Consider the following 16,005-nt stretch of genomic DNA (forward strand, 5'->3'; position numbering starts at 1 on the left):
CGGGGACCGCCGCAAGACCGTGTGTGCCGCCGGGTCAGAGCCGGCGGAGCACCGCCACCACCTTGCCGAGGATGGTCGCGCTGTCGCCGGGGATCGGCTCGTAGGCGGCGTTGTGGGGCATCAGCCAGATGTGGCCGTCCTCGCGCTTGAGGCGCTTCACCGTGGCCTCGCCGTCGATCATCGCCGCGACGATGTCGCCGTTCTCCGCCACCGGCTGGCGTCGTACGGTGACCCAGTCGCCGTCCATGATCGCGGCCTCGACCATCGAGTCGCCGCTCACCTTGAGCACGAACAGCTCGCCGTCGCCGACCAGTTGCCGGGGCAGCGGGAAGACGTCCTCCACCGACTGCTCGGCGAGGATCGGCCCACCGGCGGCGATCCGGCCGATCAGCGGGACGTACGAGGTCGCCGGGCGTCCGGTGGTGCTTTCCGGGACCGGACGGACCACATCCATGCCGCGTACTTCGTAGGCGCGCGGACGGTGCGGGTCGCGCCGCAGGAATCCCTTGCGCTCCAGCGCCATCAGCTGGTGGGCGACCGAGGAGGTGCTGGAGAGGCCCACGGACTGGCCGATCTCCCGCATGCTCGGCGGATATCCGCGCCGCTGCACGGAATCCCTGATGACCTCGATGACGCGGCGCTGCCTTTCGGTCAGCCCGGCCTCGTCGGTGCGGATTCCGGGCGGGCGGCCGGGAAGGGAGCGCGCGGGGCTTTCACCCGCGAGGGTCTCGTCGGCGGCGCTGTCGGCCGCGGCATTCTCAAGAGCGTCCAAGGAGTGTCCCGAGGAGTGGGGTGCGGAAGGACCGGATGCCTGGTTCGGAAGGAGTCCCGAGACGGTATTCCCGATGTCTTCCCGGCTACGGGTCTGGGTCTGGCTGGTGGGCGCGGTGCTGGAGTGCTGGGAGCTTTCCTGCACCGGGACGGTGCTACTTTTTGCGGTGGTCACGGCGGCCCCTCTCGACGGACGTTCTCCCTTTGAATAGGCCAACGGTATGACCGATCGAAAGGTTGCGCCAAACACACGTTCGAGTGAATTATTCCTGGGTCGCCTGACGTGATCAAGGTTGGCGGTGTACAAGGCGCTGGCACGGCTGATGATGCGATCGTTTGTTCGAGCAGCAGGATCTCATGAATCCCGGCGCAGCGGTCCCTTCCCGCACTTTTCGTCCCTCGCGGGCCAACCGGGTGAGAGTTCCCCAGGCGCTCCACCAGCCCCTCCGTTCTGACCTGCGGTGATCGCTGGGCGTGAGCTCCGGGCTACGACACGCGGTGCGCGAAGGCTTGGCGCGAGCACCAGATCTAGTGGTTACATAGGTCCTCGACGGCCACAGGTAGTGGTTCCCCCCGTGGAGCCCCGCCTGGGCCATCGCCTAGAATCAGCCTGGAACCCGCCCGGCCGCACGGTCGGGACGGCTGTTCCGGCACGCCGACGACAGAAGGGACACCAGCACCGTGCACTGCCCCTTCTGCCGGCACCCGGACAGCCGGGTGGTCGACTCGCGCACCACCGACGACGGCACCTCGATCCGCCGCCGCCGCCAGTGCCCGGACTGCAACCGCCGTTTCACCACGGTGGAGACCGCGGCGCTGATGGTGGTCAAGCGCAGCGGGGTCACCGAGCCGTTCAGCCGCGAGAAGGTGGTCAGCGGCGTGCGCAAGGCCTGCCAGGGGCGCCCCGTCAGCGAGGACGCGCTCGCCCTGCTCGGCCAGCGGGTGGAGGAGTGCGTCCGGGCGACCGGCAGCGCCGAGCTCTCCACCCATGACGTCGGCCTGGCCATACTCGGCCCGCTCAAGGAGCTGGACGTGGTGGCGTACCTGAGGTTCGCCTCGGTGTACCGGGCCTACGAATCACTCGAGGACTTCGAGGCCGCCATCGCGGAGCTCCGCGTGGACCGGCCTCCAGCGGCGGAGGAGGGCACTGCCGTGCCCGCTCCCGCCACCGCGTCGCAGTAGGCACCGTTCCAGCAGCCTGAGCACGCACGACAACGGCACGCACCACACGCCAACGCACCAGGGACGCCCGAGGGGGCGCTTCTGCCTGCGCGGAATTGATTTGCGGATTTTGCGGATACGACGGGTCCCCGGGAAGCAGCGGGGCGCCCAGGGCGTTTTGCCCAGGAGGAGGCGGCAATGACGGACACCACCAGCGGTACCCGGGCAGGCAAGGGCGGTGCGGCCAAGGGCGGCAAGGCCACCGGCCCGAAGGCCGGCGCGGGTCTCCGCATCGAGCGCATCTACACGACCCCCGGCGTGCACCCCTACGACGAGGTCGAGTGGGAGCGGCGCGACGTCGTCATGACCAACTGGCGCGACGGCTCGGTCAACTTCGAGCAGCGCGGCGTGGAGTTCCCCGACTTCTGGTCGGTCAACGCCACCAACATCGTCACCAGCAAGTACTTCCGCGGCGCGCTCGGCACCGAGCAGCGCGAGTGGAGCCTCAAGCAGATCATCGACCGGGTGGTGCTGACCTACCGCGCCGCCGGTGAGAAGAACGGCTACTTCGCCTCCCCGGCCGACGCCGAGATCTTTGAGCACGAGCTGACCCACGCCCTCCTCCACCAGGTGTTCAGCTTCAACTCGCCGGTCTGGTTCAATGTCGGCACCCAGCAGCCGCAGCAGGTCAGCGCCTGCTTCATCCTCTCCGTCGACGACTCCATGGACTCGATCCTGGACTGGTACAAGGAAGAGGGGATGATCTTCAAGGGCGGCTCCGGAGCCGGCCTGAACCTCTCCCGGATCCGCTCCTCCAAGGAACTGCTGACCTCCGGCGGCAACGCCTCAGGACCGGTCTCCTTCATGCGCGGCGCCGACGCCTCCGCCGGCACGATCAAGTCCGGCGGTGCGACCCGCCGTGCGGCCAAGATGGTCGTGCTGGACGTGGACCACCCCGACGTCGAGGCCTTCATCGAGACCAAGGTCAAGGAGGAGGAGAAGATCCGCGCCCTCCGCGACGCGGGCTTCGACATGGACCTGGGCGGGGACGACATCACCTCGGTCCAGTACCAGAACGCCAACAACTCGATCCGGGTCAACGACGAGTTCATGACCGCGGTGGAGAACGGCTCCGAGTACGGCCTGCGGGCCCGGCTCACCGGCGAGGTCATCGAGACCGTCGACGCCAAGGGCCTGTTCCGCAAGATGGCCGAGGCCGCCTGGGCCTGCGCCGACCCCGGCATCCAGTACGACAGCACCATCAACCACTGGCACACCTGCCCGGAGTCCGGCCGGATCAACGCGTCCAACCCCTGCTCCGAGTACATGCACCTGGACAACTCCAGCTGCAACCTGGCCTCGTTGAACCTGATGAAGTTCCTCCGCGACGACGACAGCTTCGACGCGGTCACCTTCGCCAAGGTGGTCGAGCTGGTCATCACCGCGATGGACATCTCCATCTGCTTCGCGGACTTCCCGACCCAGAAGATCGGCGAGACCACCCGCGCCTACCGCCAGCTCGGCATCGGCTACGCCAACCTCGGCGCGCTGCTGATGGCGACCGGCCACGCCTACGACTCCGACGGCGGCCGCGCCCTGGCCGGCTCCATCACCTCGCTGATGACCGGCACCGCCTACAAGCGCGGCGCCGAGCTGGCCGGCATCGTCGGCCCCTACGACGGCTACGCCCGCAACGCCGAGCCGCACCAGCGGGTGATGCGCCAGCACGCCGACGCCAACGCCGCCGCCCCGCGCGGTGACGAGCTGGACGGTCCGATCTGGGCCGCGGCCACGGAGACCTGGCAGGACGTGCTGCGTCTCGGTGCGAAGAACGGTTTCCGCAACGCCCAGGCGAGCGTGCTGGCGCCCACCGGCACCATCGGCCTGATGATGGACTGCGACACCACCGGCGTCGAGCCCGACCTCGCCCTGGTCAAGTTCAAGAAGCTGGTCGGCGGCGGCTCCATGCAGATCGTCAACAACACCGTGCCGCGCGCCCTCAAGCGCCTCGGCTACCAGCCGGAGCAGGTCGAGGCCGTCGTCGCGCACATCGCCGACCACGGCAACATCGTCGGGGCGCCCGGACTGAGGTCCGAGCACTACTCGATCTTCGACTGCGCCATGGGCGAGCGGGTCATCTCGGCGATGGGCCACGTCCGGATGATGTCCGCGATCCAGCCCTGGATCTCCGGCGCCATCTCCAAGACGGTCAACATGCCCGAGAGCGCCACCGTCGAAGAGGTCGAGGAGATCTACTTCGAGGCGTGGAAGCTGGGCGTCAAGGCGCTGGCGATCTACCGCGACAACTGCAAGGTCGGCCAGCCGCTGTCGGCCAAGTCCAAGAACGACGGCAAGGCCGAGGCGAAGCCCTCCGCCCCCGCCGCCGTGGAGAAGGTGGTCGAGTACCGCCCGGTCCGCAAGCGCCTGCCCAAGGGCCGTCCCGGCATCACCACCTCCTTCACGGTCGGCGGCGCCGAGGGCTACATGACGGCCAACTCCTACCCGGACGACGGCCTGGGCGAGGTCTTCCTGAAGATGTCCAAGCAGGGCTCGACCCTCGCGGGCATGATGGACGCCTTCTCCATCGCGGTCTCGGTCGGCATGCAGTACGGCGTCCCGCTGGAGACCTACGTCTCCAAGTTCACCAACATGCGGTTCGAGCCGGCCGGCCTGACCGACGACCCGGACGTGCGGATGGCCCAGTCGATCGTCGACTACATCTTCCGCCGCCTGGCGCTGGACTTCCTGCCCTTCGAGACCCGCTCCGCGCTCGGCATCCACTCGGTCGAGGAGCGCACCCGCCACCTGGAGACCGGCTCCTACGAGCCGGCCGACGAGGACGTGGATGTCGAGGGCCTGTCCCAGTCCGCCCCGCGGGCCGTCACCAGGCCGCAGGCGGTCCCGTCCGCCCCCGCCGCCCCGGCGGCTCCGGCGGCCGCGGCCCAGCCGCTGCCGACCCCGGTGGTGCACAACTCCACCGAGCTGCTGGAGCTCCAGCAGGGCATCAACTCCGACGCCCCGCTCTGCTTCTCCTGCGGCACCAAGATGCGCCGCGCCGGCAGCTGCTACCTCTGCGAGGGCTGCGGCTCCACCAGCGGCTGCAGCTGACAACGGGGCAACAGCCCGAGACAGTGCGTCCCCCGAAGCGGTTCGCTTCGGGGGACGCACTGTCTCGGGAGCCGGCCGCAGCCTGATTCGGTGTCAGACGGAGACGGTCGTGGCGGCGGGCCGGGTCGGCTGCGGCTGGTCGGCGGGGCGGCGGAGCAGCGCGGCGGCCACCGCGAAGGCGGCGACCAGCAGCCCCGCTCCGACGGCGAAGGCCAGGTGGTAGCCGCCGGTCAGGGCGGCGGCCGGAGCGCTGCCGTGGGCCAGCAGCCGGCCGGTGCGTCCGGCGGCGAGGGTGCTGAGGACGGCGACGCCTAGGGCCATGCCGATCTGCTGGGTGGTGTTGAACAGCCCCGAGGCGAGCCCGGCGTCGTCGCTCTTCGCGCCGGACATGCCCAGCGTGGTGAGCGCGGGGAGGGCGAGTCCGAAGCCGGCGGCGAGCAGCATCACCGGCAGCAGATCGGTCGCGTAGTGGGCGTGGACCGGGATCCGGGCGAGCAGTCCGAGCACGCCGACCAGCAGCAGCAACCCGGTGAGCAGCACCCGGCGCTCGCCGAAGCGTGCGTTGAGCCGGGCGGAGACGCCCAGTGACACCGCGCCGATGACGGCGGCGGCCGGGAGCATGGCCAGGCCGGTCCGGGTGGCGCTGTAGCCCAGCACATGCTGCAGGTAGAGGGCGACCAGGACCTGGAACGAGAACAGCGCGGCGACCATCAGCATCTGGACCAGGTTGGCACCGGTGACCGTACGGGAGCGGAACAGCCGCAGCGGGACCAGCGGATTGCGGGCCGTCGCCTGCCGGACGGCGAACGCCGCGAGCAGGGCGGCGGCCAGCGCGCCGAGACCCAGCGTGCGGGCCGAGGTCCAGCCGTACTCCTCGACCTTGACGACGGTGTAGATCCCGAGCATCAGCCCGGCGGTGACCAGCACCGCGCCGACGGCGTCGGCTCCGGCCCGCAGGCCGAGACCGCGGTCGGCGGGCAGGACCACCGCGGCGACGGCCAGGGTCGCCAGACCTATCGGCAGGTTGATGAAGAAGATCCAGTGCCAGTCCAGGGCGTCGGTGAGGACGCCGCCGAGGACCTGGCCGATCGAGGCACCGGCCGCGCCGGTGAAGCTGAACACGGCGATGGCCCTGGCGCGCTCCCCGGGCTCGGTGAACAGGGTCACCAGGATGCCCAGGCCGACGGCGGAGGCCATGGCGCTGCCGACGCCCTGGAGGAACCGGGCCGCGATCAGCAGCGCCGGGGTGGTGGCGGTTCCGGCCAGTACCGAGGCCGCGGTGAACAGGGCGGTTCCGGCGAGGAACATCCGCTTGCGGCCGATCAGGTCACCGAGCCGTCCGGCGAGCAGCAGCAGGCTGCCGAAGGCGATCAGGTAGGCGTTGACGACCCAGCTGAGTCCGGTGGCGGAGAAGCCGAGGTCGTTCTGGATGGCCGGCATGGCCACGGTCACGATGGATCCGTCGAGCACGACCATGAGCAGGCCGGTGGCGATGACGGCAAGAGCGAGGGGACGGGCGAGGGGACGGGTGCGGGATGCGGCGGTACGGGCTGTGGCAGGCATGCGGACTCTCCTGTCCGAAGGGGCGACAGAAGAGACGCTAGCAGATTGTTTTGTTATAGACGATCTGTTTCAGCCCTACTTCTCGCGCTGCCGTGCCCGGCGAGCCGACCGCGGGGCTGCGGCCGCCGTTGCCAGATGGTCGCCGACCAGCAGGTTCAGTGCGTTCAGCAGGGCCGCGCGGGCATCGGGCGGCAGCGAGCCGAGGGCCCGCTGGTGGACGTCGTCGACGATCCGCTGGCTCTCCTCGGCGACCTGGGCGCCCCTCGCGGTCACCGCGATGATCCGCGCCCGGCGGTCCTGGCTCGACGGTCGGCGCTCGGCCAGGCCGGCCTCCTCCAGGGCGTCCACGGTGACCACCATGGTGGTCTTGTCCATGTCGCCGATCTCCGCGAGCTGGGCCTGGGTGCGCTCCTCCTCCAGGGCGTGGATCAGCACGCAGTGCATCCGGGCGGTCAGACCGATCTCGGCGAGCGCCGCCGACATCTGCGTCCGCAGCACATGGCTGCTGTGGTCGAGCAGGAACGACAGGTCCGGCTCGGTGCGTGTGGGCGTCATGGAGGTCATGCCCACCAGGGTAGCAATTCGATCTGTGGCGGATTATCCAGAAGAGAACTTTTGTCAAGGGCGCCGCGCCCGCCCCGAAAGGGCCGGTTAGGGTGGTCGTATGGCACGTCCACAGCGCATTGTGCTGGTCAGGCACGGGGAGTCGCAGGGGAACGTCGATGAGACGATCTACGAGCGGGTACCCGACCATGCGCTGGAACTGACCGCGAAAGGGCGGGAGCAGTCGCGGGCGGTGGGGGCGGAGTTGCGGGGGCAGTTCGGCATCGATCCGGTGCAGGCCTATGTCTCCCCCTATCTGCGCAATCGGCAGACCTATGCACTGCTGGGGATGAATCCCTCGCGGACCCGGGTGATGGAGGAGCCGAGACTGCGGGAGCAGGACTGGGGCAATCTCCAGGACGCCGAGGACATCCGCCGGCAGCGCAAGGCGCGGGACGCCTACGGGCATTTCTTCTACCGCTTCACCCAGGGCGAGTCGGGCGCCGATGTCTACGACCGGGTCGGCGCCTTCTTCGAGACCCTGCACCGCAATTTCGAGCGCCCCGACTATCCGCCGAATGTGCTGCTGGTGACGCACGGCCTGATGATGCGGCTGTTCTGCATGCGCTGGTTCCACTGGTCGGTGGAGGAGTTCGAGGCGCTCTCCAATCCGGACAACGGGGAGTACCGGACCCTGCTGCTGGGCCCGGACGGCCGCTACACCCTGGACCGGCCCTTCGACCGCTGGATCTGATCAGGGTCGGTCCCGTCGTCCAGGGCACCGGTCAGCGCCTCCAGCAGGACGGCGGTCAGGGCCGGTTCGGCGTCCAGCAGCGGAAGGCGGACCGGGCCGGCGGGCAGGCCCAGGTGGTTGAGCAGGGCCTTGGTGGTGACGGTGCCGGGGGCCAGGTTCATCACCGCCTCCACCAGTGGACGGAGCCGGCGGTCCAGTCGGAGCGCGGCGGCCGGGTCGCCGTCGCGATGGGCCCGGAGCACCGCCCGGGTCTCGCCCGGGGCGAGGTTCGCGACGGTGCTCACGGCGCCGACGGCGCCCAGGGCGTAGAGCGGGAGGTTGAGTTCGTCGATCCCGGAGTAGTAGTGCAGGTCGGTGCGGGCCATCATGTGGGCGCAGGCGGCCAGGTCGGCGGTGGAGTCCTTCACCGCGGTGATGCGCGGGTGCTCGGCCAGCCGCAGCAGGGTCTCCCGGTCCAGCCGGCTGCCGGTGCGTCCGGGGTGGTCGTAGAGCATGACGGGCAGTGCGGTGGCGTCCGCGACGGCGGCCAGGTGACGGCGGATGCCCTCCTGGCCCGGACGGTTGTAGTAGGGGGTGACCGTCAGCAGGCCGTGCGCTCCGGCGCGTTCGGCAGCCTGGGCCAGCTCGATGCTGTGGCGGGTGTCGCTGCTGCCGACGCCGGCGGTGATCCGGGCGCGGTCGCCGACCGCCTCCAGGACCGCCCGCAGCAGGGCGTCCTTCTCGGCGTCGCTGGTGGTGGGGGACTCCCCGGTGGTGCCGCTGAGGACCAGTGCGTCGCAGCCCCGGTCGACCAGGTGGACGGCGAGGGCCTGGGCGCCGTCGGCGTCCAGGCTTCCGTCGGGGTGGAACGGAGTGATCATCGCGGCGGCGGTACTGCCGAAGGGGAGGGTCACGGCTCAGCTCCTGGGGGAGGGGGTGGTCCCAGGGTGCCGGTCCATGATTCGGTTCCACCAGCAAATTGTTCTACCGCCGACCGTTGAGCAAGCGTTAACAGTCGGTGCTGGGAGCAGGGCAACCGGTGGTTGACGGCGGCTCAGGCCGCCTCCTCGTCCGCCTCCTTCGCCGGTTCGCCGGCCGGTGCCGCGTCGTGCAGCCCGGGGTCGCCCGGAGTCGCCGGCGCCGGTGGCTTCTTGATGACGAACACCGAGATCACGGCGGCCAGCAGGGCGAAGACCAGGCCCATCTCGAAGGCGGTGGAGATGCCGTGGGTGAGCACCAGGTCGGAGTAGTGCTTGGGCAACTGCCCGCTCTGCTTGAAGGCGGCGAGCTGCTGCGGAGTGGCGTGCGCCAGGAACTGCGCGGCCTGGTGCTTGCCCTCGTTCCGGCTGGCCGTTCCGAACACGGTCACCAGGATGGACAGCCCCAGTGAGCCGCCCACCTGCTGGGTGGCGTTGAGCATTCCGGTCGCGGCCCCGGTCTCCGCGGGTGCCACGCCTGCGACGGCCGTCAGCATGATGGGGACGAAGATGCACCCCATGCCCAGGCCGAACAGCAGGGTGGGGCCGAGGATCCCGCTGACGTAGCTGGTGCCGACGTCGATCTGGGTGAGCCAGGAGATGCCCGCGGTGACCAGCAGCGAGCCCAGGATGAAGAAGGGTTTGGGACCGAGCTTGATCTGCAGCCGGGCCGAGATCTGCGCCGCGGTGACGATGGCGAAGCTGATCGGCAGGAAGGCCAGGCCCGCCCGCAGCGGGCTGTAGAGGAGGACGTCCTGCACGAACAGGGTGACGAAGAAGAAGATGCTGAACATCGCCGCGGCCAGGCAGAGCATGATGCCGTAGCTGCCGGAGCGGTTGCGGTTGCGGAACATCCGCAGCGGGGTGATCGGCTGCGCGGTGCGGGACTCGATCAGCAGGAACGCCGCGAGCAGCACCACGGCCAGGCCGAAGGCGCCCAGGGTCCAGGGGTCGGACCAGCCGTCCTGGGACGCCCGGATGAAGCCGTAGACCAGCGAGACCATGCCGACGGTGGAGCTCAGCGCACCGGGCAGGTCGAAGCGGCCGGGGCGGCGTTCGGAGTCGTTGATGTAGAGCGGGGCGAGCAGGGCGATCGCGATGCCGATCGGCACGTTCACGAAGAGCACCCAGCGCCAGGAGAGCCAGGTGGTGAGCATACCGCCGGCCAGCAGGCCGATGGCGCCGCCGGCCCCGGCCACCGCCGAGAAGACCCCGAAGGCACGGTTGCGCTCGGGCCCCTCCTTGAAGTTGGTGGTGATCAGGGCCAGTGCGGTGGGCGAGGCGATGGCGCCGCCCATGCCCTGGAGCGCCCGTGCGGCCAGCAGCATCCACGGAGCGGTGGCCAGGCCGCCGAGCAGCGAGGCGAAGCTGAACAGCAGCACGCCGGCCATCAGGGTGCGCCGGCGCCCCATGATGTCGCCGATGCGGCCGCCGAGCAGCAGCAGCCCGCCGAAGGTGAGGGTGTAGGCGTTGATGACCCAGGAAAGATTGGTGGTCGAGAGCTTCAGCGCGGTCGCGATGTGGGGCAGCGCGATGTTCACGATGGTGGCGTCGAGGATGACCATCAACTGGGTGGTGGCGATGACGGCGAGGGCGATGCCCGGGTGCTGGCCGCGGCGTGCCCGGGGTGGTGACGAGCGGGTGATCGTGCTGGGAATGGCCACGGTTTCCCCCTGTGGACCTGGAGTGAACGCAGTCGTTCACTAGAATCGACGGTAGTGGTGTCGGCGTTGCGTACGCAACAGTTGTGAACGCAACCGTTCACTAATGATTTTCTGGAGGCGGCTTCCTTGGTGACGGCAGGGGCGACCGGGGGCGTCGGTCCTCGCTCTTCGCGCAGGCGCGGCAGAGTGCTCGAACAGGCGATCTTCCAGGCGACCCTGGACGAACTGGTGGCCTCCGGCTATGCCCGCCTGAGCATGGAGGCCGTGGCCGCCGGGGCGCAGACCGGCAAGGCCGCCGTCTACCGCCGCTGGGCGTCCAAGGAGGAACTGGTGCTCAGCGCGATGCGGGCGATGCTGCCCCCGGTCGGCCCGGTGCCGGACACCGGGAGCCTGCGCGGCGATCTGCTGGAGCTGATGCGGAACGCCAGGGCGGCGATGCTGTCGCTCCCCGGCAGCGCGGTCCGGGTGATCATGGGCGAACTCGACCAGGAGCGGGCACGGCCGTTCCTGGGCCTGATGCACGAATGCGTGATGGATCCGGGCAAGGCGGCGGTGCTGGAGGTGCTGCGGCGCGGAACCGGGCGCGGGGAGGTCCGCCCCGAGGCGGTGACCCCGCTGGTGGCGGACGTCGCCCCGGCGCTGATGCTGTACCGGGCCAAGATGCAGGGCCCGCCGACCGACGCGGACGTGGTCGCCCTGGTCGACGAGGTGCTGCTGCCCCTGGTCCGGGCCTGAGTCGGCTCGCACGGTGCGCTCCTTTCCGGCCGGGCGGAGCACTCCGCCGCGACTGGGACACTGGAACGGTGCACCTACCACTGTGCACCAGGCCACTGACAGGCCGCCGCCGCACCGCCCGGATCCGGAAGAACTCGGAGTGACCGCAGATGCCCGTGGAGCCACCGGACCACCGTGTCGAACGCACCCTTCGCAGGGCGGGGGCGGAGGTGGTGGCCGGGGTGGACGAGGTCGGCCGCGGCGCCTGGGCCGGTCCGGTCACCGTGTGCGCCGCCGTCACCGGGCTGCGCCGGCCGCCGCAGGGGCTGACCGACTCCAAGCTGCTGACCGTCCGGCGCCGGAACGAACTGGCTCCGGTGCTGGCCGAGTGGGTCACCGCCCATGCGCTGGGTCACGCCTCGCCGCTGGAGTGCGACGAACTGGGCATGACCGCCGCGCTGCGGCTGGCCGCGATCCGCGCGCTGGAGGCCCTGCCGGTGCGGCCCGACGCGGTGATCCTGGACGGGAAGCACGACTATCTGGGCGGCCCGTGGCGGGTGCGCACGGTGATCAAGGGCGACCAGTCCTGTGTCGCGGTCGCCGCCGCCTCGGTGCTGGCCAAGGTCCAACGGGACGGCCTGATGGCCGAGCTCGGCGCCCACTTCCCCGCGTTCGCCTTCGGGGACAACGCCGGCTACCCCTCCCCGGTGCACCGGGCGGCGCTGGCCGAGCACGGCCCCACCCCGCACCACCGGCTCTCCTGGTCGTACCTGGACGACCTCCCGGCCTGGCGGCACCTGCGGACCTCGCGCCTCCAGGACGACTCGGAGCAGCTGTCGCTGGGCTTCTGACGGCGGGCTTCTGACGGTAGGTCACCGGGCTTTCCTGACGGCGGATCGACAAGTTCTTGTGCGGTTCCCGGGGCGTCCTCACGGAGTTCACAGACTGTCCCCGAGGGACGGGCGGGCCCCCTACCGGCTGTTCGACGGCACCGAGTAAGCTCTGGGGCGCTGTGCGACGCCATCCGGAGTGCCGCCAGATTCTGCCGAGGAGCTGGAGATCCACAAGACCGCCCCGGGCCCTCGTGTTCCATCCAACGACGAGACGGACGCGACAGCCCGCACCATGCCTTCTGTGACACCGCCTGCGAACCCAGCCGTACACAGTCCTGCCGCTGCCGCGCGTCCGGTCCCGCGACCCGGGCCGCCGCGTGTGCCCAAGCCGGGTCCTGTCCCACGCCGCCCGGCTGCCCCGCTGCACCCGCACTCCGCCGCTCCGGCTGCGCCGGTCGCGCCGGCGTCGCCCACCGTGGAGATCCAGTCCGTTCCGGCCGGTTCGGAGGGTGCGCTGTCGCGTGCCGACGACTCGGTCGACCTGCTGCTGGACTCCGGCCGACGGCCCGGTGAGGTACTGGTGCTGACGACGGGTGAGCCGCACCCGTGGCAGCAGCACGAGCAGTCCTTCGGTGCCGAGCGCTACTGGGCGCAGCTGGAGGAGGGCAATGACGTCTTCTACGCCGATGCGGCGCAGTGCCGTCCGGTCCGCCGCGAGGTCGTCGTACTCGCGGTGAACGGGGGCTCGCCCGCTGTCGCCAGGCAGGCGCTGGCCGCGGCCCTGGACCGGGCGACCCGACTGGTGGTGCTCTGCGGCGACCCGGGTCTGATCCCGGCGCAGCAGCAGGGCTGACGCCTTCGGGCCCGCAGCCGTCCGCCTGTCAGTGGACGGCGGCTCTGGCCTGCTCGGGCGCTGCCTCCAGGACCCGCAGCGGCTGGATCGCGCCGTGGTGCGGCGGCAGCGCGCTGATGGCGCGGACCGGCGGCACCGCCTCCTCGGCCCAGGAGCCCGCGTGCGGATGGCGGCCGCCGCGGTCGTCCCCGATCACCTGCCAGCCGGCGTCGGTGAGGGTGACGTAGGCGCCGCAGCGGAGACCGTGCAGCCCGCTGGCGTCCCGCAGCGCCCACATCCAGGCGCCGTCCGTCTCGGTCCACTCGGGGGTGCCGCGCCGGCAGAGCATCAGCACCGCGGTGCGGACCGGGCGGGGCAGTCGCAGGTCGTGCGGCACGATGCCGCGCAGCTGCGCCAGGATGCTGTTGCGGTACTGCCAGCCGTCCCCGTACCCGACCCGGGCCGAGAACGAGGCCCCGGCGACCATCCGGCCGTCCTGCGCCAGCACCCCGAGCACGGCCGTGCCCGGCTGCGGACGGTGCACCCGGTGCAGGTCGTTGACGAGCTCGCGCGGGGCGCGCAGCAGCGGGGGAGTGGTCTGGACCCAGCTCTCCTGGTCGATGACCCGGGTCGAGGCGCCGGGCAGGGACACCGCGTGCAGGGTGATGCGGGCCGGGCTTCTGCCGGAGGGCCTGCGATTGCCGGAGTCCATACTCAAGGCCCTCCCTCCCCGTGCCCCATGTGCCGGTCGGTCCAATTCTCACGTCCCGGGGTCGGATGCGGCAACGGGCACTGTGTCGGAAGTGTCCGTGTTCAGCCGATCCTGCGGCAATCTTCTGTCAGTTCTTTTCATTATCCGCACCGTTGCGATGATGTGCTGGTAGGCACGACCGCGTCCGGAGGCTCACGCCTGCTGCGCCAGCACCAGCGGGAGCACCCCCGGAGCACCGGCCCGGCGCAGCATTCCGGCGGCCACGGCCAGGGTCCAGCCGCTGTCCGTGAAGTCGTCCACCAGCAGGACCGGACCCTCCAGGGCCGCCAGGGCGGTACTGAGCTGTTCGGGTAGTTCGAAGGAGCCGTGCAGGGTCCTGAGCCGCTGCGCGCTGTTGCTGCGCGAGCCGCGCGGGTGTTCGCCGGGGGTGTACTCGACCCGGCCCAGCAGCGGCAGCCTGCCGACCCGGGCGATGCCCGCGCCCAGGCTCTCCACCAGCTGCGGACGGCTGCGGGAGGCCAGCGTCACCACTCCGGAGGGACGGGCCGCGGCCGCGTCGGGACCGGCCCAGCCGCCGGGGCCACGGGCCCAGTCGGCCAGGACGGTGACCACCGCGTCCAGTACGTCGGCCGGGACCGGGGCGTCCGGTGCTCCCGGGGCCAGCAGGCCGCGGAGCCGGGTGCCCCAGCCGATGTCCGACAGCCGGCCCAGGGCGCGCCCGGGCGCGGCCTGCTCGCCGGGGGCGATCCTGCCCTTGAGGCCGATCCCGGCGGCTGCCAGCCCGGTCGGCCACTGCCGCCTGGGCTCCAGCTCGATGCCCGGCCGTCCGAGCGAGGCCCGGGCCGCGTCCAGGGCCTCGGCGGAGGACTCCAGCGGGAAGCGGGCTCCGGCGCAGTTGTCGCAGCGGCCGCAGGGCTCGGACTCCCCGTCGTCGAGCTGGCGGCGCAGGAAGTCCATCCGGCAGCCGGTGGTCGACGCGTAGTCCAGCATCGACTGCTGCTCGGCCCGGCGGGTCTCGGCGACCCTGGCGTAGCGCTCGCTGTCGTAGGACCAGGGGCGGCCGGTGGAGATCCAGCCGCCGCGCACCCGCTTCACGGCGCCGTCCACGTCCAGGACCTTGAGCATGGTCTCCAGCCGGTTGCGGCGCAGGTCGACCCTGGCCTCCAGGGCCGGGGTGGACAGCGGGAGCGGCTCGCCGTCCGGGCCGGTGTGGCCGGCCAGGGCCGCCAGGGTGGCCCGGACCTGCTCCTCGGGCGGGAAGGCCAGGCCGGCGAAGTAGCGCCAGATCGCCTGGTCCTCGGGGCCCGGCAGCAGCAGGGCCTCGGCGCGCTTGATACCGCGCCCGGCCCGGCCGACCTGCTGGTAGTAGGCGATGGGGGACTGCGGGGAGCCCAGGTGCACCACGAAGCCGAGGTCCGGCTTGTCGAAGCCCATGCCCAGGGCGGAGGTGGCGACCAGCGCCTTCACCCGGTTGGCCAGCAGGTCCGCCTCGGCGCTGCGGCGGTCGACGTCCTCGGTGCGCCCGGAGTAGGAGGCGACCGGGAAACCGCGCTGCCGCAGGAAGGCGGTGACCTCCTCGGCGGCGGCCACGGTCAGGGTGTAGACGATGCCGGAGCCCGGCAGCTCGGGGAGGTGGTCCGCGAGCCAGGCGAGCCGGTGCGCCGGGTCGCCGAGCGGCAGCACCGACAGGGCCAGGCTCTCCCGGTCCAGGGGGCCCCTGAGCACCAGCGCCTCGCCACCGCCGGTGCCGAGCTGCTCGGCCACGTCGGCGGAGACCCGGGCGTTCGCGGTCGCGGTGGTGGCCAGCACCGGGACGCCGGGGGAGAGCTCGGCGAGCATGGTGCGCAGCCGCCGGTAGTCGGGGCGGAAGTCGTGCCCCCAGTCCGAGATGCAGTGCGCCTCGTCGACCACCAGCAGCCCGGTGGAGGCGGCGAGGCGGGGCAGCACCTGGTCCCGGAAGTCGGGGTTGTTCAGCCGTTCGGGGCTGACCAGGAGGACGTCCACGGCGCCCGCGGCGACCTCGGCCTGGACCGTCTCCCACTCGTCGGCGTTGGCGGAGTTGATGGTGCGTGCGGTGATCCCGGCCCGGGCGGCCGAGTCGATCTGATTGCGCATCAGCGCCAGCAGCGGGGAGACGATCACGGTCGGGCCGGCGCCGGCCGCCCGGAGCAGGGCGGTGGCCACGAAGTAGACGGCGGACTTCCCCCAGCCGGTGCGCTGCACCACCAGGGCCCTGCGGTGGTCCACCACCAGCGCCTCGATGGCACGCCACTGGTCCTCGCGCAGCCGGGCGTCGCCGCCGGCCAGCTCGCGGAGCACGGCGTCGGCCCGCTCGCGGACCGCCGCACGGTCGGTGAGAGGTTGGGTGTCCGGGGTCTGGTCCATGGCTCATTG

At 71.2% G+C, this 16,005-nt stretch carries 13 protein-coding genes; 6 read left to right on the plus strand and 7 right to left on the minus strand.

What is annotated here, in order from left to right; translation table 11 throughout:
- Positions 1–34: 34 nt before the first annotated feature.
- Positions 35–772, minus strand: coding sequence for a transcriptional repressor LexA (gene lexA, locus ABUW04_RS27815; RefSeq protein WP_051725920.1), 738 nt, complete (start codon positions 770–772; stop codon positions 35–37).
- 680 nt (positions 773–1,452) lie between these two features.
- On the opposite strand from lexA, the gene nrdR reads away from it, so the two are divergent.
- Both nrdR and ABUW04_RS27825 read left to right on the plus strand, forming a co-directional pair.
- Positions 1,453–1,953 (plus strand): transcriptional regulator NrdR, encoded by a 501-nt coding sequence (gene nrdR, locus ABUW04_RS27820; protein ID WP_030259129.1) that lies wholly within the window; start codon positions 1,453–1,455, stop codon positions 1,951–1,953.
- Between the two features lie 177 nt (positions 1,954–2,130).
- The gene (locus ABUW04_RS27825; protein ID WP_380567050.1) at positions 2,131–5,040 is read left to right on the plus strand and encodes a vitamin B12-dependent ribonucleotide reductase; all 2,910 of its coding nucleotides are present in this window, start codon (positions 2,131–2,133) and stop codon (positions 5,038–5,040) included.
- A gap of 93 nt (positions 5,041–5,133) precedes the next feature.
- Here the strand turns inward: ABUW04_RS27825 and ABUW04_RS27830 are convergent, their stop codons facing one another.
- Both ABUW04_RS27830 and ABUW04_RS27835 read right to left on the minus strand, forming a co-directional pair.
- Positions 5,134–6,603 carry an MFS transporter gene (locus ABUW04_RS27830; protein WP_380567052.1) on the minus strand — a complete coding sequence of 490 codons (1,470 nt, stop codon included), beginning with the start codon at positions 6,601–6,603 and terminating at the stop codon, positions 5,134–5,136.
- A 75-nt stretch (positions 6,604–6,678) separates the two neighbouring features.
- Positions 6,679–7,167 (minus strand): MarR family winged helix-turn-helix transcriptional regulator, encoded by a 489-nt coding sequence (locus ABUW04_RS27835; RefSeq protein ID WP_380567054.1) that lies wholly within the window; start codon positions 7,165–7,167, stop codon positions 6,679–6,681.
- A 100-nt stretch (positions 7,168–7,267) separates the two neighbouring features.
- On the opposite strand from ABUW04_RS27835, the gene ABUW04_RS27840 reads away from it, so the two are divergent.
- Positions 7,268–7,900 (plus strand): histidine phosphatase family protein, encoded by a 633-nt coding sequence (locus ABUW04_RS27840; protein WP_030259119.1) that lies wholly within the window; start codon positions 7,268–7,270, stop codon positions 7,898–7,900.
- Here the strand turns inward: ABUW04_RS27840 and dapA are convergent.
- Both dapA and ABUW04_RS27850 read right to left on the minus strand, forming a co-directional pair.
- The gene (gene dapA / locus ABUW04_RS27845) at positions 7,864–8,760 is read right to left on the minus strand and encodes a 4-hydroxy-tetrahydrodipicolinate synthase (RefSeq protein ID WP_380567334.1); all 897 of its coding nucleotides are present in this window, start codon (positions 8,758–8,760) and stop codon (positions 7,864–7,866) included. The genes ABUW04_RS27840 and dapA overlap by 37 nt on opposite strands.
- Before the next feature lie 173 nt (positions 8,761–8,933).
- The gene (locus tag ABUW04_RS27850; RefSeq protein ID WP_380567056.1) at positions 8,934–10,520 is read right to left on the minus strand and encodes an MFS transporter; all 1,587 of its coding nucleotides are present in this window, start codon (positions 10,518–10,520) and stop codon (positions 8,934–8,936) included.
- A 186-nt stretch (positions 10,521–10,706) separates the two neighbouring features.
- On the opposite strand from ABUW04_RS27850, the gene ABUW04_RS27855 reads away from it, so the two are divergent.
- The 3 genes from ABUW04_RS27855 (at position 10,707) to ABUW04_RS27865 (ending at position 12,920) form a co-directional block, all read left to right on the plus strand.
- Positions 10,707–11,255: a TetR/AcrR family transcriptional regulator gene (locus ABUW04_RS27855; RefSeq protein ID WP_380567058.1), complete on the plus strand. Its 549-nt coding sequence runs from the start codon at positions 10,707–10,709 to the stop codon at positions 11,253–11,255.
- A gap of 149 nt (positions 11,256–11,404) precedes the next feature.
- Positions 11,405–12,085 (plus strand): ribonuclease HII, encoded by a 681-nt coding sequence (locus tag ABUW04_RS27860; protein ID WP_380567060.1) that lies wholly within the window; start codon positions 11,405–11,407, stop codon positions 12,083–12,085.
- Positions 12,086–12,542: 457 nt separating this feature from the next.
- On the plus strand, positions 12,543–12,920 hold the full coding sequence (locus ABUW04_RS27865) for a hypothetical protein (protein ID WP_232242422.1): 378 nt from the start codon (positions 12,543–12,545) through the stop codon (positions 12,918–12,920).
- Positions 12,921–12,948: 28 nt separating this feature from the next.
- Here ABUW04_RS27865 and ABUW04_RS27870 read toward each other — a convergent pair whose 3' ends face one another.
- Positions 12,949–13,611 carry a hypothetical protein gene (locus ABUW04_RS27870; protein ID WP_051725914.1) on the minus strand — a complete coding sequence of 221 codons (663 nt, stop codon included), beginning with the start codon at positions 13,609–13,611 and terminating at the stop codon, positions 12,949–12,951.
- A gap of 192 nt (positions 13,612–13,803) precedes the next feature.
- Positions 13,804–15,996, minus strand: coding sequence for a RecQ family ATP-dependent DNA helicase (locus ABUW04_RS27875; RefSeq protein WP_030259099.1), 2,193 nt, complete (start codon positions 15,994–15,996; stop codon positions 13,804–13,806).
- Positions 15,997–16,005: the final 9 nt, after the last annotated feature.

Origin of the sequence: Streptacidiphilus jeojiensis, from assembly GCF_042510965.1 — a bacterium.
GTDB classification, from domain to species: Bacteria; Actinomycetota; Actinomycetes; order Streptomycetales; family Streptomycetaceae; genus Streptacidiphilus; species Streptacidiphilus jeojiensis.

What these genes read in the sequence shown, in the direction of transcription:
- ABUW04_RS27875 (WP_030259099.1), bottom strand. Translation starts at nt 15,996, where the DNA reads ATGGACCAGACCCCGGACACCCAACCTCTCACCGACCGTGCGGCGGTC.
- dapA (WP_380567334.1), bottom strand. Translation starts at nt 8,760, where the DNA reads ATGATCACTCCGTTCCACCCCGACGGAAGCCTGGACGCCGACGGCGCC.
- ABUW04_RS27870 (WP_051725914.1), bottom strand. Translation starts at nt 13,611, where the DNA reads ATGGACTCCGGCAATCGCAGGCCCTCCGGCAGAAGCCCGGCCCGCATC.
- ABUW04_RS27825 (WP_380567050.1), top strand. Translation starts at nt 2,131, where the DNA reads ATGACGGACACCACCAGCGGTACCCGGGCAGGCAAGGGCGGTGCGGCC.
- ABUW04_RS27835 (WP_380567054.1), bottom strand. Translation starts at nt 7,167, where the DNA reads ATGACCTCCATGACGCCCACACGCACCGAGCCGGACCTGTCGTTCCTG.
- ABUW04_RS27830 (WP_380567052.1), bottom strand. Translation starts at nt 6,603, where the DNA reads ATGCCTGCCACAGCCCGTACCGCCGCATCCCGCACCCGTCCCCTCGCC.
- ABUW04_RS27840 (WP_030259119.1), top strand. Translation starts at nt 7,268, where the DNA reads ATGGCACGTCCACAGCGCATTGTGCTGGTCAGGCACGGGGAGTCGCAG.
- ABUW04_RS27860 (WP_380567060.1), top strand. Translation starts at nt 11,405, where the DNA reads ATGCCCGTGGAGCCACCGGACCACCGTGTCGAACGCACCCTTCGCAGG.